Origin of the sequence: Pleurocapsa sp. PCC 7327 (assembly GCF_000317025.1) — a bacterium.
In the GTDB taxonomy this organism is placed as follows: Bacteria; Cyanobacteriota; Cyanobacteriia; order Cyanobacteriales; family Microcystaceae; genus Hydrococcus.
Window position 1 is genome coordinate 4,288,373 of record NC_019689.1, and the last position, 14,901, is coordinate 4,303,273.

At 44.9% G+C, this 14,901-nt stretch carries 15 protein-coding genes; 4 read left to right on the forward strand and 11 right to left on the reverse strand.

The window, feature by feature from the left end; genetic code table 11:
* Positions 1 to 10: 10 nt before the first annotated feature.
* Positions 11 to 349: a ribbon-helix-helix domain-containing protein gene (locus PLE7327_RS19310; protein ID WP_015145456.1), complete on the reverse strand. Its 339-nt coding sequence runs from the start codon at positions 347 to 349 to the stop codon at positions 11 to 13.
* An 851-nt stretch (positions 350 to 1,200) separates the two neighbouring features.
* On the opposite strand from PLE7327_RS19310, the gene phaE reads away from it, so the two are divergent.
* The 3 genes from phaE to PLE7327_RS19325 all read left to right on the forward strand — a co-directional run bounded on the left by phaE (position 1,201) and on the right by PLE7327_RS19325 (position 4,548).
* Entirely contained in the window at positions 1,201 to 2,292 is a 1,092-nt protein-coding gene (gene phaE, locus PLE7327_RS19315) for a class III poly(R)-hydroxyalkanoic acid synthase subunit PhaE (protein WP_015145457.1), read from the forward strand.
* A gap of 87 nt (positions 2,293 to 2,379) precedes the next feature.
* Positions 2,380 to 3,474 carry a class III poly(R)-hydroxyalkanoic acid synthase subunit PhaC gene (locus tag PLE7327_RS19320; protein ID WP_041393606.1) on the forward strand — a complete coding sequence of 365 codons (1,095 nt, stop codon included), beginning with the start codon at positions 2,380 to 2,382 and terminating at the stop codon, positions 3,472 to 3,474.
* A gap of 123 nt (positions 3,475 to 3,597) precedes the next feature.
* Complete coding sequence (locus PLE7327_RS19325; protein ID WP_015145459.1) at positions 3,598 to 4,548, forward strand: patatin-like phospholipase family protein; 951 nt, start codon at positions 3,598 to 3,600, stop codon at positions 4,546 to 4,548.
* Between the two features lie 175 nt (positions 4,549 to 4,723).
* Here the strand turns inward: PLE7327_RS19325 and PLE7327_RS19330 are convergent, their stop codons facing one another.
* Both PLE7327_RS19330 and PLE7327_RS24990 read right to left on the reverse strand, forming a co-directional pair.
* On the reverse strand, positions 4,724 to 5,545 hold the full coding sequence (locus PLE7327_RS19330; protein WP_015145460.1) for a class I SAM-dependent methyltransferase: 822 nt from the start codon (positions 5,543 to 5,545) through the stop codon (positions 4,724 to 4,726).
* 128 nt (positions 5,546 to 5,673) lie between these two features.
* Entirely contained in the window at positions 5,674 to 6,099 is a 426-nt protein-coding gene (locus PLE7327_RS24990) for a hypothetical protein (RefSeq protein ID WP_015145461.1), read from the reverse strand.
* A gap of 653 nt (positions 6,100 to 6,752) precedes the next feature.
* Between PLE7327_RS24990 and PLE7327_RS19340 the strand changes: the two genes are divergently transcribed.
* A complete protein-coding gene (locus PLE7327_RS19340) occupies positions 6,753 to 7,454 on the forward strand; it encodes a GDSL-type esterase/lipase family protein (RefSeq protein ID WP_051036483.1) in 702 nt (233 codons plus the stop codon).
* 116 nt (positions 7,455 to 7,570) lie between these two features.
* Here the strand turns inward: PLE7327_RS19340 and PLE7327_RS19345 are convergent, their stop codons facing one another.
* The 8 genes from PLE7327_RS19345 to PLE7327_RS19380 all read right to left on the reverse strand — a co-directional run bounded on the left by PLE7327_RS19345 (position 7,571) and on the right by PLE7327_RS19380 (position 14,823).
* On the reverse strand, positions 7,571 to 7,843 hold the full coding sequence (locus PLE7327_RS19345) for a hypothetical protein (protein ID WP_015145463.1): 273 nt from the start codon (positions 7,841 to 7,843) through the stop codon (positions 7,571 to 7,573).
* A gap of 399 nt (positions 7,844 to 8,242) precedes the next feature.
* On the reverse strand, positions 8,243 to 8,647 hold the full coding sequence (locus PLE7327_RS19350) for a CAAD domain-containing protein (protein WP_015145464.1): 405 nt from the start codon (positions 8,645 to 8,647) through the stop codon (positions 8,243 to 8,245).
* Positions 8,648 to 8,723: 76 nt separating this feature from the next.
* Positions 8,724 to 9,518 (reverse strand): matrixin family metalloprotease, encoded by a 795-nt coding sequence (locus tag PLE7327_RS19355; RefSeq protein WP_051036484.1) that lies wholly within the window; start codon positions 9,516 to 9,518, stop codon positions 8,724 to 8,726.
* 231 nt (positions 9,519 to 9,749) lie between these two features.
* Positions 9,750 to 9,983 (reverse strand): preprotein translocase subunit SecG, encoded by a 234-nt coding sequence (secG, locus tag PLE7327_RS19360; RefSeq protein WP_015145466.1) that lies wholly within the window; start codon positions 9,981 to 9,983, stop codon positions 9,750 to 9,752.
* A 55-nt stretch (positions 9,984 to 10,038) separates the two neighbouring features.
* Positions 10,039 to 11,637 (reverse strand): 2,3-bisphosphoglycerate-independent phosphoglycerate mutase, encoded by a 1,599-nt coding sequence (gpmI, locus tag PLE7327_RS19365; protein WP_015145467.1) that lies wholly within the window; start codon positions 11,635 to 11,637, stop codon positions 10,039 to 10,041.
* 214 nt (positions 11,638 to 11,851) lie between these two features.
* Positions 11,852 to 12,370, reverse strand: coding sequence for a hypothetical protein (locus PLE7327_RS19370; RefSeq protein WP_015145468.1), 519 nt, complete (start codon positions 12,368 to 12,370; stop codon positions 11,852 to 11,854).
* Between the two features lie 65 nt (positions 12,371 to 12,435).
* Positions 12,436 to 13,473 carry a M42 family metallopeptidase gene (locus PLE7327_RS19375; RefSeq protein ID WP_015145469.1) on the reverse strand — a complete coding sequence of 346 codons (1,038 nt, stop codon included), beginning with the start codon at positions 13,471 to 13,473 and terminating at the stop codon, positions 12,436 to 12,438.
* A gap of 21 nt (positions 13,474 to 13,494) precedes the next feature.
* Positions 13,495 to 14,823 carry a dihydroorotase gene (locus tag PLE7327_RS19380; protein ID WP_015145470.1) on the reverse strand — a complete coding sequence of 443 codons (1,329 nt, stop codon included), beginning with the start codon at positions 14,821 to 14,823 and terminating at the stop codon, positions 13,495 to 13,497.
* Positions 14,824 to 14,901: the final 78 nt, after the last annotated feature.

Consider the following 14,901-nt stretch of genomic DNA (forward strand, 5'->3'; position numbering starts at 1 on the left):
TGCCTTCTGCCTACTGTTTTTTAGCCGGGATGAGCTGTCGTTTCAAATTGTAGGTGTAGGCTAAAAATTTGTTGTCAATATAGTCTTTAATTTGCCGTTCTAAGTGTCTTTGATAGCGTTGAAGTGCCGTATTGATTCTTTCGTCGATAATGTCTGGCGCGCGATCGTCGCTAGACTGCAATTGCATCTCGTGTTGTACTAAAAATTGCTCGATCGCATCCAAAATCACTTGAGAGCGATTAGGGTTTCTTCCTGCTCGACGCGATGGATACAATTTCTGTGCCAGCAAATCGATGCGTTCCAATGTTTCGGGTGGAATGCGGATAGATACTAAGGGGGATTTTGTCATTTCTATTAATTTTTACCTCATCTGTTTTACATTGTATAACATAGTCATACTAAATGTCGTCACCCCAACGTGAGAACTCGTTACCCAACCGTTGCTCTATTGAGATGGCAGCATGACTTGCGAGCGCTCCTTGCTTTTTTGTGTCGCTCAAAGTACTTGTGCAGAGATAAAAAGTCTGCATCTAAAAAAATAAAAATATGGAAAATTCTACTTTAGAAATCGATAAATATCTTAGTTTTGCCGTTTTCTTGGGATATTTTAGCAAAATCTGCTAAATTTTTAGTTGGGAATTTTCACAGTGCGCGATCGCTTCCAAGCAATCCCGAACAAAATCCGAACTCAATAATTTGTCTAGATCTCTATATTTCTAGAATAAATTAAGATTTTAAGATTTCCAGATGAGAAATATAATCTTTATAAAGATTTAAGATTAAGTCATCATTACCAGTATGATGTTAAGAAATGTTATTGTTACTCTAACAAGAGTAAGAAGCGCTCAGCTGTGGTGGGATGGCGGTCAAGCTCTGGGGTCATTCATGCAAAATGTCTAAGAAAGAGAATTTTATAGAGCGATCGAATCTGTTTCTGGTTCAAAATAACCGATTGACAAAAAAGAAAAAGTAGGCGAGCTGCGATCGTCAATTCTTGACGATCCCTTAATTCTAAGATAGTCAGTTATCTAGTAGATATAAAATAGTAAATGGAGCAAGAATAGAGGTAAATGCGCAACAAATTTAAATTTTTTCTAAAGAATTAAAGCCATGTCTAACTAAAGATAGAAGAAAGGAATAGATTAACACAGAGTAGAGTCACCGAGCAAAATTTTGTTTGTACTAAATTGAGGAAAGATCATGGTAGAAACAACGAATCACTGGAGTGAGATGACCAACGATCTCGTTCGAGCTTGGGCTGATACGGGAACTCAAATGTGGAAAAGCTGGTTTAACTTGATGGGACTAGCACCAACTGCTGAGACGGTTGCCGATGCCAAACCGGCATTCAAGTACGTTGCCCAGCGATTTGTAGATAATCAAGACCTGTTTGTGCGCTTTCTCAGATTATCCTATAAAGCCTGGACGGATATTTTTCCCAAGGTAGAATCGGGCGAAGACTGGCAACAGACATTGAGCAAATACACCGAGCAGATTCGCCAGCAGTTTGACCAGTTTTTCACGGGAACGCTTAGAGTGAGTCAAGATACAGCCCAGTTGTGGCAGCTATACTTAAAAGAAACGCAGAAATTTAACCAGCTTTGGGCATCTGCTCTCCTGTCGTCCTCTGGATTGATTAGTAAGACGGTCACGGGAACCAGCACGCCTTGGATCGAGCTAAATAACCTCTACTGGAACTTACTGTACGAAGAAACCTTTGGCAGCTTGATGCAAAGCCCCATCCTCGGACCGACTCGCGAGTTCAATGGTAAGTTGGTACGAGCTTTCGATGCCTGGACAGATCTTTATCAGGCGACCATCAATTATCAAATCGTGCTAGCCAACGTCCAAATTCGTTCTTTTGAACAGTTGATGCGGGAGTTGGTTTCTTTAGCCGAAAAGGGCAAAACAGTGAAAAACTGGCGAGAGTTTCAGGATATTTGGAGCCAGGTTGCCGACGACGTTTTTGCCCAGGCGTTCTGCGATGAAGAGAACCTCAAGATTCGGGGTAAGTTCCTCAACTCCCTTAATACCTATAGGCTCCAACAGCAAGAGCTGTTAGAATTGTGGATGAAACTAGCGGGAATGCCCGTGCGCAGCGAAGTAGACGAGATGCATAAGAATATTTACGAGCTGCGTAAAGAGGTCAAGAACCTGAAAAAAACTTTGGCGAGGTATGAGGCGAGCGATCGCGAAAACCAAGAAGTGCTCAAGGAACTCAAGGCTCTCAAACAAACCCTACTTGCCTATGAGAGTAGCGAGCCACCAACCCAGCCACAAGCCCAAGATTAACCTCAATAGGAAATAGGACTGATGCATTTTGATAGTCCTACAAGAAAAATTCATCTAGCGCAGTTAGATAAAGAGGAAACAAAAGATATGCTGCCGTTTTTAACTCAGATACGCCTTGAAGATGTGAGCCACGAGTACACCGAACTAACTAAAAAAGTCCTTCAAGGCATTGAAAATCTAAGTCGCTTGCGAGAGGAAGATATTGAAATCGGCGCTACGCCTAAAGAAGCGGTTTACAAAGAGGATAAAGTGATTCTATACCGCTTCAAGCCGATGGTCGAGCAGCCTTTGAGCATTCCCCTCCTAATTGTTTATGCTTTGGTTAACCGTCCCTATATGGTCGATCTGCAAGAGGATCGATCCCTGGTTGCCAATTTGCTCAAACTGGGTTTGGATGTCTATTTGATTGACTGGGGATACCCCAGCAGAGCCGATCGCTGGTTAACTCTCGACGATTACATTAATGGCTATATCAATAACTGTGTCGATTTCATCAGAGAAAAGCACGGTTTGGAGAAAATTAACCTTTTAGGGATTTGTCAAGGGGGAGCTTTCAGTCTATGCTACTCTTCCCTTTATCCCGAAAAGGTGAAAAATTTAATCGTCATGGTTGCGCCAGTAGATTTTAACATGCCCAACACCTTGCTCAACATGCGCGGAGGCTGCACCCTTGGGGCAGAAGCTTTGGATGTGGATCTGATGGTCAAGAGCCTGGGCAATATTCCTGGCGATTTTCTTAACCTTGAGTTTTTGATGCTCAAACCCCAGCAGTTAGGAATTCAAAAATACCTTGACTTTCCAGAAGTCATGACCAGCGAAGACAAGCTATTAAACTTTATGCGGATGGAAAAGTGGATCTTTGACAGCCCCGATCAGGCAGGGGAGGCATACCGACAGTTCATGAAGGATTTTTATCAGGAAAATAAACTCATTAAAGGGGAAGTGATGCTCGGCGATAAGCGAGTGGATCTAAAAAACGTGCGGATGCCAGTCTTGAACCTTTACGCCGAAAAGGATCATCTGGTAGATCCCGAATCTTCTAAAGCACTAGAAAAATACGTGGGAACAGACGATTATACGGTGCGCTCCTTCCCAGTCGGTCATATCGGCATGTATGTCAGCGGCAAGGTACAGCGAGATTTGCCGCCTACAATCGTCGATTGGTTAAAGGCACGGATGTGAATCTCATAGTTGGCTGCTGGCGATAGAGTTGACTTTGCAGACGTTTAGAGACGTAGATAGTATGCTACGTCTCTACCTGTGAGAGGCTATTTCTCAATTCACAACAGTAAGGACTTAGAAAAAATGCGAGAAAATGGTGAAAAGCGGCGGGTTGCGCTCGCCTGTCAAGGAGGTGGTAGCCATACGGCGTTTACTGCCGGAGTTTTGAAAAGAATCCTCAAACAAGCAGGAGAAGAGTTGGAAATTGTGGCTCTGAGCGGAACTTCAGGAGGCGCTATCTGCGCTCTCTTAACTTGGTATGGTCTGCTCTTGGGAAGTCAACAGAAAGCGATCGAACTGCTCGATACTTTTTGGCGCGATAATTCTGCTACGTCGTGTTGGGATAGTTATCTCAACAACAGCCTTGTTTGGGCTTCTCGCCTTAGTAGCGTTTTTTCACTGCCCGAAGTTAGCCCGTATTTTTACCCCAATTGGGGTCAGCAGATCCTCAAGCAACTGTTGAAAAAGCACGTTCGATTTGACAAAATCGGGGAACTGCTCGACGAGTCAAGTCCCGTGTTAATTGTGGGAGCGGTCAACGTCCTTGACGGTCGTTTTAAAGTTTTTAAGAATGCTGAAATTACTCTAGAGGCGATTCTCGCCTCAGCCGCGATTCCCATTTTATTTAGAGCCGTGCGAATCGGACAAGCGGCGTTTTGGGATGGGCTGTTTACGCAAAACCCCCCGATAAGAGACTTGCCAGATGCCAAACCCGACGAGATCTGGGTCATCCAAATCGAGCCGCCAGCTCGCAAGGAGGAGCCAAAGTCCGTAGAAGACATACGCGATCGGCGTACCGAACTCTCTGGTAATCTTTCCCTAGAACAGGAAATCCATTTTATAGAAAAGATCAATCAGTTGCTCCAAAGCAAGCTCCTTATAGATAGCAAGTACAAGCCTATTGAAGTCAAGCGAATTATGATGCTTCGCGAGCTTGATTATTCGTCCAAAATAGATCGCAGCCCTTCATTTATCCAGAGTATGATGGCTTATGGTGAAACAGAGGCTGAAACCTTCTTGAAGAGTTATCAATGAAAATAAAACATCTGGTTGACTGACAAATCTTTATCCCCTCATCCCTAAATCCCTTCTCCCACAAGGGGCGAAGGGACTTCAGGCAAAAGTTTTAAGTGGAAAGCCCCTCTCCCAGAGCGGGAGAGGGGTCGGGGTGAGGGCGATTTGAGTCTTGTCAGTCAACTAGATAAAACATTCAATTTCCAATAGGAGTCAACTTTGTTTCCAGAATCAGGCAAAAATTCCGTAAGGACGGTAGCCAAAATAGCAGCCACCACCCTCCTAGCCGCCAAATGTTACCCCAGCGTTCTGGATAGGCATCTAACAGGGGCTGCACCCTCACTAAAGATAGTCCTAGCGCTGCCACATCCCGTTCGTCTTCTATAAACCATTTCATTGGCGCTCCCACACGGGTGGCTTTTCTCTCGTTGTACTGTTGGTAACCCTTTCCGCCAATATCTAAAGCTAGTGTAGCACCAGCAAACTTTTCTCGAAGTCGTTGGACTAATTGCTTAATTTCTGACTCTTCAAAATAGTAAAACAACCCCTCAGCAATAAATAGAATATTTTCAGGCGAAATGCCAGGAATTTTATCCATCCAAGCCCAATCCAGTACCGAATATGCCAAAAATTGATGTTCGCTCGTCTGGGTGTCAAGCATAAGGCGGATGTCAATTACTTCTGGCAAGTCTAGCTCAATCCACTGAGTTTTTCCCACTCCCACGCGATAGTAACGAGAAGATAAACCAGCTCCCAGTTCTACGACTAGAGAATTAGGGCGAGCGGCAATGTGCCGTGCTGTAATGTCATCCAATAGTTTTGTCCGCACGCTAATGCCGATTTGATGGCTACAGCCATACCAATCTTCTAAACCAGCATCCCAAGGCAGAGATTGAAACCATTCAACCGCGCGGGGATCTCGAAACAAGGCATCGGCACGCGCATGTTCCTCCGCTCTTGCCCGCAGGGTAAAAAGCAGGGTACATGAAACTCCACTCAGTCGCTTTTCCTCTAACATTTGTATTCTTCTAAATGGAAACCCTCAAGCGCGATCTTGAGGGTTGGCTTTATTACAGTAGGTTTACGGCAGATCTTTTGAACCCTTTTTAGTTGGCTGCAAGAAGCACTCAAAGGTTGAGTGCAAATTTAATTAACACTATTGACTTGTGTTATAGCACTACTGACTTGTGTTTTCTGCATCATATCGAAATAGCTATTCCAGAGCTGCCGTTGGGTTTCCACTATCGTTGGTGTTTTTTGCAGCAAGTCAAAATAGTTATTTACAAGCTGCTTTTGGGTTTCCATCACCGTTGGTACTTTCCGCAGCAAGTCAACATAATTATTCCAGAACTGTCGTTGGATTTCTATTAGCATCTGAGCTGTTTTCTCTTGAGCTTCAAGGGAAGTTTTTACGACTTCTTCTTGGAATTTCATTGTTTTATCGAAATTTTCCGAGAAATTGAGTGTATTGTTCCCAACAGTAGTAGGTATTGTTTCGAGCCAAATGTCGAAATACTTTTTCTGCCAATTGGCGATTTCTTGTTGATAATCTTCAAATACTTTGGTATCCATTGATTTTTTGACCGCTAGATACCCCATCCTTTTTTGTGGATGGAGAGGAAGCGGGGCGGGATATTAACCACTTCCTAATTTTTCCCTCTCATCCATTAATATTATAGGCTTTCGCCTTAAATTGAAGTCTTAAAAATAACATCTCGAAACTTACAATTCTTATCAAAACTTGACAAAGTCTAGTCAAATTCTCATTTAGGTAGGAAACGATGTTTAATTATTTGTTGAAAAATGTTAAATAGATAACAGTCCCAATGAGTTGAATTGGTTACAATCTATCATTAGAGAGATGAAAAGATTAAAGATGTAACAGTCTTTACACAACTGAGTAAGGATTCACTTTTCTCGCTAGTATTGTTCTGTAAAGCTTTTGATTCTTATTCAACAATAGCTTTACCAGAGTTTTACCAAGAATTAAATTAGTAAAGAAGTTTGTGATTCTCTAGATGAGTATTTGTGTAGATATTGCGCTAAAAATAATCATCAAAAAGAATTATCGCGTCTAGCGAGTTACTATGTACTACTTCTTGACTAGGATTCAAAAACCTTGATAGTCGATCTAAACCTAAGTTCCAAAGAGAATCTGCCGAACAGACCTTATCTATCAATTTGTAGATAGATTTATAGACAGACGAGGTTGAAATAAATGCACCATGCCAAATCTTTCTTCTCCCACGATGACATCAATGCTTCAACGCCATCGCTTTCCGCTAAGGATTATTGCCCTTGGGGATAGCCTGATCTATGGCTTTGGCGATCCTGTCGGCGGCGGTTGGGTAGAACGTCTGCGAAGGCAGTGGATGCATCTCGATGGTTCCGGTCACGCTCTCTATAATTTGGGCATTCGCGGGAATGGTGTGGCTCAAGTGCATCAGCGACTCGAACAGGAGTTTCGCCAACGGGGCGAGCTGAAAAATCGAGTCCCAGATATGATTATTCTCTCGGTGGGAGTTAATGACTCGCCGAGAGTGGGTCGTCGAGACGGACGCACCTTAACCGATTTTGGAGTGTTTATGGCACAGCTAGCCGACCTGTTAGATCGAGCACAGCAGTTGTGCCCAGTCATGTTTGTGGGGATGACACCAGTCGATGAGAGCAAGATGCCCTTTCTTGACTGTTTGTATTACAATCGCGCCGAACAGTACCGCTATAAAGAAGCCACCAGAATTGCTTGCAAGCTGCGCCGAATCCCTTACTTAGACATTTTTGACCTGTGGATGGAACGCGGAGAAAGCTGGATAAAATCGCGCCTTTGCCCAGACGGACTTCATCCGAACGTTAAAGGCTACGAAGCTTTGCTAGAAGATATTCGGGCTTGGGAACCGTTTTCAAAGCTCTTTGTTCGCCATTCTTAGCTGATTTCTGTGGAAAACCCTCAACTGCGATCGCAGTTGAGGGTTCAGTTTAGAATTAATATTTAACTGCCCGCCGGCTGGGCGCCGGAATACTGACCGCAACCTTCCTACCCAATCTAACCAGAAGTCGTAGCAGGTGTTTTGCGCATTGTTTCAAAATAATCACTCCAGAATTGCTTTTGAGTTTCTATCAGCATCTGAGTGGTTTTTTCTTGGACTTCGAGGTAAGAGCGTACTATTTCCTCCTGGAATTTCAACGTTTTCTCAAAATTCTCTCCGAAATTTAGAGCATTTTTTCCATTGGGTAGACTTTCAAGCCAGGTGTCGATAAACTTTTTCTGCCATTCGGAGAATTGCTTTTGATACTCTTCCCAGATTTTCGTATCCATTAGCCTTCTACCGCTAAATTTCCCATCCACAATTGGGACGGAGAGGAAGCGGGGCGGAATCTTTACCGCTTCCTACTTTTTGCTTTTACACCCTTATTATAGTCAATTTTTCTCCGCATACTTCATAAATTTAAGCAATTAAAAGATAATAAACTTTATTAAAAGTTGAAAACTTTTAAACGATTACATTGTCACGATCCCCTGATATTTTTAACTAGCAAGATCGCTAAAAAACTTTGAAAAAACGCAATTTGTAGATTGACTGACCTTATTTTTGCTGTAATAATTCTATGGCTGCCTTAAATTTTGATTGTTTGTCAAAAAATTAAGCGCCTAGAAGCCTCCGTCGTCAACGACAGTATAGAATTGGTCTCTATTTTTTGAGCGGAACTGTAGGAATTAGCGCTCCGATGGTTCGAGCTGGATAGGAGTTGACGATCGCTGATAAGAGCGAATTAGATAGCGAGAACCGAACCAAACCGTATAGCCTAGACCGACAAGTTCAAATATCGGTTCTAGTAAGGGAACGTCGTTAATAGCACCCATTACAGCCAGGGTTAGCTTGAGAGCGATCCCCGCTCCTACAAACCAACCTAGCAGGATTACAGGTTTCTTGTAAGCTTGCCATAAGTCATTCCAATATTGTTGCGACTGTTCTATATAATTGGTGATTTGCTGTCCCAACAGCAGCGACTTTTCTTGGTACGATCGCGGCGCTAAAGTACCTGCGGATTCGGTACCGAGCTTGACTTGGGGAGCTTCGGTTTTAAGCAGTTGTTCTTGTGGCACAAATGGTTCAACCATATTCATTCCCAATCTTTCTAAAGGCGAGAATGCCAACCCATCGAGTGGGTTTAATGTAATTTATACTAGCGTTTTTTTACGGCGACGAATTTTTGAATCGTAATGCCCAACCCAATCGCGTTGGCTGCTGATAAACTTTTTTGAGCGTGTTGATATCTCTAGGAGAAATTGAGGGCGGAGTGCGAACTTGAGAAAAATACATAATATCGGTTTCCACCCGACTGTGCCCCCAGATTCCCAGAGCGTGACCGAGTTCGTGGCGCGCGGCTGAGAGGATCGAGCGATCGCTCAACCCTGGATTAATGAGAATCGTCATGCGATGGGATAAAATAGGCGGATTTCCTTCGCGGATATAAAATTCGCAGCGAGTTTGCGCCGATCGCGCTCTAAATCTCGTTATCCGTCCCGTTTCGCGGTCTATTTGCACTCCTAAAGGTGGCTGCGATCGCTCGATCGCGATATCTGCCAGTTCCGGTTGCCTAACTTCTATCAAAGGTAGATAGGCATTCCATTCCCGGATCGCTGTTGCAACGGCATTTGCCCATTGTTGGAAACGGCGGTTGCTAGCTGAGGAGTCTTGGAAATTTTCAGGACGATCTAGATAAACTTTAATCGGAAACTCAGACCAAACTAAATAACCCGCAGCAGTAGACTTAACCTCGGAAAAATAGTCCCCTGCATTCGAGAGGACTTGCCACTGTGCCAATGTAGGCGGCAAGGGATGAACCTGTAAGGGAGGTAGAAAAGAATTGGGTTCTTTCGCTTTTACGCCCCGAAATTCCAAGAGGATAACGAGAATGCTAATCGCGATCGCAACTCCTACCGCTAAGAGACAGGGGGAGTGGGGAGGGTGAGGGGAGTTGGGAGACAAGGAAGAGGAGAAGACTGGGGGACGGGGAGAGTGTGGAGAGTGTGGGAGGAAATGGAAGGGTGGGGAGACAATTAACAACTAACTACTGTAGGGGCGGGTTTTTGACAGTAACTGTTGGTAAATCTCTTGCGTTTTTAGATAAACCCGCCCCTACTAACTACTCCCCAATCCAAAATCCTTTCATCGAATGACTAATGACAAAGAACAAAGGACAAACGACCGATCCCCAATCTACCGATTCAACCAACCAGCACTCAGGACTATCGTTGTTCCCATAAATATAGCAGTCAGCGTCCAAGCGATCTGGTTCAAGGTTTTTTCTGCGCTTTTGGCGCTGGTGAATAATTGTGCTTGTCCGCCGATTCCGCCTAACCCGTCTCCTTTAGGACTGTGGAGTAAGACGATAACGACGAGCAACAAAGCAGATACTGCCCAAATAATTTCAACCAGTTGAACGATAGTCATGACATTCAATGAAAGGATGTTAGTTTTTAGATTTTGGCTAGAGCCTATATCTAGATTATAGGGAAACCCGGATCGGTGTCCGACTGGGTTTGACTTCAAACTCTATCGGTTTAATCAGCGATCGCCCGGTCATTTCCTCTGGCTGAGGGATTTGTAAAATTTCGAGGATCGTTGGGGCAATATCGCACAACCGTCCGTCATCGCGAAGTTCTACTTTGGTACCGTGTCCGGGAATTTTGCGTCCTTCTCCTTCTATAAGAATCAAGGGTACGGGATTGGTTGTATGAGCCGTCCAAGGATTTCCTGCTTCATCGCTCATATATTCTGCATTGCCGTGATCGGCGGTAATCAAAACGGTTCCGCCCATTTTACTAATGCTCGCGAGTAAGCGTCCCAAACAGCGATCGACGGTTTCAATAGCTTCGATCGCCGCTTCTAGGTTGCCCGTATGACCGACCATATCGGGATTGGCGTAATTCATGACCGCGAGGGAGTAAATCCCTTTTTCAATGGCGGCACAAGCGACATCGGTAACCGCTTCTGCCGCCATGGCAGGAGCTTTATCGTAAGTCGGCACCATTGGACTTTGAACCAATTCTCGATCTTCCCCTTCAAACGGTTTTTCCAATCCACCATTGAAGAAGTAGGTTACGTGGGGATATTTTTCCGTTTCCGCCGTGCGAAACTGACGTAACCCATGTTTAGATACCACTTCCCCCAAAATGTTGCTCAGATTTTGCGGTTCAAAGGCAACGCTGACGGGTAAAGTAGGGTCGTATTGAGTAAAGGTAACAAAACTCAGCGGCTTAATCTGTTCTCTCTCAAAGCCGTTAAAACCAGGGCTTACGAAAGCGTAACATAACTGTCTGGCTCGATCTGGGCGGAAATTAAAGAAAATCACTCCATCTCCGGCTTCTACGGCACCAGGTGCGAGCCGAGTTGGTACGATAAACTCATCGGTAACGCCTTGGGCGTAGAAATCTTGCAAGACTTGAGTCGCCGAACGCCCGTCTCCTGTCCCATCTTGCACGAGCAGATCGTAGGCTTTTTTGGTGCGATCCCAGCGGCGATCGCGATCCATTGCATAATAGCGACCGCTAATCGTGGCGATGCGCCCTATCCCAATTCTATCGATGTGTGCCTGGATTTTACCAATTGCGATCGCGCCTTCAGTCGTATTCGTATCTCGACCATCGGTGATGGCGTGAACGCAGACATTGGCAATAGATTGTAGCTTGGCTAGATCCAGTAACCCTAATAAATGCGTTAAATGTGAGTGGACGCCGCCTTCGGAACACAAACCGATCAGATGGAGTTTGCCGCCACAGGCGCGAACCTCCTCGCAAACTTTTACTAAGGCAGGGTTGCGAAAAAAAGAACCGTTTTCTACCGCATCAGAAATACGAACCAACTCCTGCGGCACTACTCGTCCAGCACCCAGGTTGAGGTGTCCTACCTCAGAGTTACCCATTTGACCGTCTGGAAGTCCTACGTCTTTGCCGGAAGTGCGAATTAAGGTTCTAGGGTAGGCTGCCCATAGGCTATCCATAATGGGGGTTTTTGCCATTGCGATCGCGTTGGCTTTTGTTTCTTCCCGATAACCCCAGCCATCTAAAATAACTAGCACCACCGGAGATATAGGTGCTTGTGCCATGATGATTGTCCTATCAATAATATTTCTACATGCACATTGATAATATCATTGACTTCTCTGTCATGCCTAATTTTTTGCTTTTTCTGCATAAAGCTCTCAGCGATTTTCCGCTCCTCTGTCCGATTTATCTGTCGGAAAAATGCTTAATATTATCATAGTCAATCCCCTCAAAAGATGAGGGGATAAGATGAGTTGCTATGCAATTTCTGCATGATTAGCTGAGATGGCAAGAACTGCGGTAGCACCAGCGCAGTAAAGTTGTTCCTGCTACCAACTTGAGAACCTCTAGCAACCAGTAACCTTCATGCAGGGAAATCATGGCGGCAGGCATAGTGGTCGTTGTTTCAAATAGCTTTAGATTTAATCCCAAGCCACTCATTTGGGGAGTTAGAAAATAGATGTAAATTAGGGGAATAATGACAAGGAGTCCTGACAAAATAATCGACAAGCGTTCTTGCAAGAGGTCTGCATAGGAAATGAGATGGGAGAAACGAAGCCCTAAAAAACCTGTTAGCACTAAAGCGGCACACAGTAATTCGATGCGGTTAAACATTCCAAAGATCGTATAGCCAGCGCTAGCAAATCCGGCTTGATTCATCATTCCAGAAGCCCATAAGCTGGGAAGAATTAGCAGATCGAGAATCAAGCTACCACTGAGCCAGAAACCCAAAGCAAACAAAATAACAGTTGACCAGCTTATGGACTTAAAGCCACGGTCGGATATAGCATTCATAATCGTATAATTCCTCGGCTTTTAGTCTTATCTCCATTCTATGAGGCGATAGATATTCTCAAGTTTTAAGAAGTTTGACAAAAAGTTTTAAGTAATGTGATGCAATTAGCGATCGCGCCTAAATGAGCAATTTCGTAACCGTGGGTATTTTGCGTCGGAAACCCCAAACAAGCAGCACGAGCAACGTGACCGAATTTCATGGCGATCGAAGCATCGCTGCCAAATCCGCTAATTGCCGCTAATTGTAAGGGAATTTCCTCTTTTTGGGCAACTTTTCGCAATTCATCGTTCAACTTTTCATCGTAAATGCCATAGCTATCCTGAGATAGCAACACGGGCGCTTCTCCGTCTGCGATCGGATATTCGGAAGATAAAGGACAAATTTCTAGGGCAATCAGCGCATCCAAAGGCTGATTTTGAGTAAAAAAGAGCGCCCCAATCGCACCCACCTCTTCTTTTGCCGAGGCAACTAAATAGATATCTACTACAGGATCTTGCAAATATTCCGCCAGTGCCAGCAAAATTGCCACAGAAGCCTTGTTATCCAGAGTATAGCTAGCAATATGGTCTTTTAAGCGAATAGGACGCTTGCGATGTTTTCCTACAACGACTCGACTTCCGGGACGCACGCCTACTTCGGCTAATTCTGTCAAACTCCGTTTAGTTTCTACCCAAGCATCTTCCCAGCGCAGCGGGGCATTGTCCTGTTGTGCCTTTTGGGGAGACTCGTGCGAGATGTGGCGAGAACCAAAAGAGAGAATACCGCTAATCGTTGCCTTGTCGCCCAAGATATCGACTACGCCTTCGCCATACACCCAAGGAAAAGAACCGCCGAGTTTGCGAACTTGCAAGCAGCCATTTTCGTCAATGGATTTAACGATCGCGCCGATCTCATCTTTATGACCCGTAATCGCAATGGATCTTTGAGAATCTTGACCGGGAATTTTGGCAATAATATTTCCTGCCCGATCCTGCCAAGTTTCTAATCCGAACGATCTAAAGCGATCGAGTAGAAGGCGATCGATTTCCTCCTCTACGCCGCTAGGAGAATGATGTAGAACTAATTCTTCAATAGTTTTAAATAATGTATCGTAAGCTAGCATTTTTACAGATAAAATCGATCGCTAACTGGTAACTGGTAACGGGTCACCGATCTTGGTTACAACGCGACCCGTTATTGGTTTTCCCAACCAAGGAGTATTGGTAGAAAGAGAATTCAACTCTCGCTGTTCTACCGTCCACGTAGCTTTTGGATCGAACAACACCAACTCGGCAGGTTGTCCGGGGGTACAACTTATCGGTTTTTGATGCAAACACGATAGAGGACGAACGCTCAAACACTGCCATAACTCAAGCGCAGACCATTCGCCGCTTTCAACCAAGCGCTCCCACAAAAGTGGCAAGGCTAACTCCAAACCGATTGCTCCCGGCGGTGCCTCAGCAAAAGAAAGGGTTTTCTCCTCATAAGTATAAGGCGTGTGATCGACCGCAACAGCATCGATAATTCCCTGCTTCACGCCTTCGATTAAGGCTTCCATGTCTTCCTTGTTGCCCAAAGGAGGCTCTAAGCGTAAATTGGGATCGTAACTGGCAACGTCGTTAGTATTGAGCAATAGATGCATCCAAGTCGTACTAGCAGTTACGGGTACTCCTCGCGCCTTAGCTTGGGCGATTAACTCGACACCCCGACGTGTCGATACTCTCATTAGATGAACCGGAGTATCGGTAACGGCGATGAGTTCTAATAAAGACGCGATCGCGGCAGCTTCTGAAACGGCTGGATCTCCAGGCAATCCATAGCTAATCGAAGCCACTCCCTCTCGCATTACCCCTTTACCCTTGAGGGACTCGTTTGCTGGAATTAGGGCGACTGGCTTGTTTAAAGGTTTGACATACTCCAACAATCGCCGCAGCAAACCTAAGTTTTTCACCGGACGACCGTCTGCAAACCCCACCGCGCCTGCCGCTGCTAAGTCGGTTAGTTCTGTCATCTGCTGCCCTTCAATGGCAACAGTCAAAGCGCCCCAGAAGTTGAGATGGGGAGACTTGGGGAATGGTTTTGTCTGACTTGCGACTTCTAACTTCTGTTGGAGAAGGGCTAAGGTGGCGGGATTATCGACAGGAGGAATGGTATTGGGTAAAATTGCTAGACGAGTAAAGCCTCCTGCTTGGGCTGCGGCTATCAGAGAAGAAAGCGTTTCTCGTTCTTCGTGTCCTGGTTCTCCGCTGTAGCTGTAGAGATCGACCAGTCCCGGCGCTAAGATTAATCCTTCAGTCTCCAAGACTGATGCATCTTGAGGAATGGAATCGAAATGCGTTTCAATTGCCTCTATGCGATCGCCAGCAATGAGAACGTCGGCGATGCGATCGGTATCGGAAAGCGGATCTAGAACCCTTACTCGTTGCAGTAATCGTTTGGGTGAATTTAGCAATTGCAGCAGTAAAGTTTTCAATCAGTTAAATCGTATCAAGTTTTGGTTATCTCCGCTCTTGCATCATGTGAATTTAGACCCCGCTGTTCCAAAAAAGCT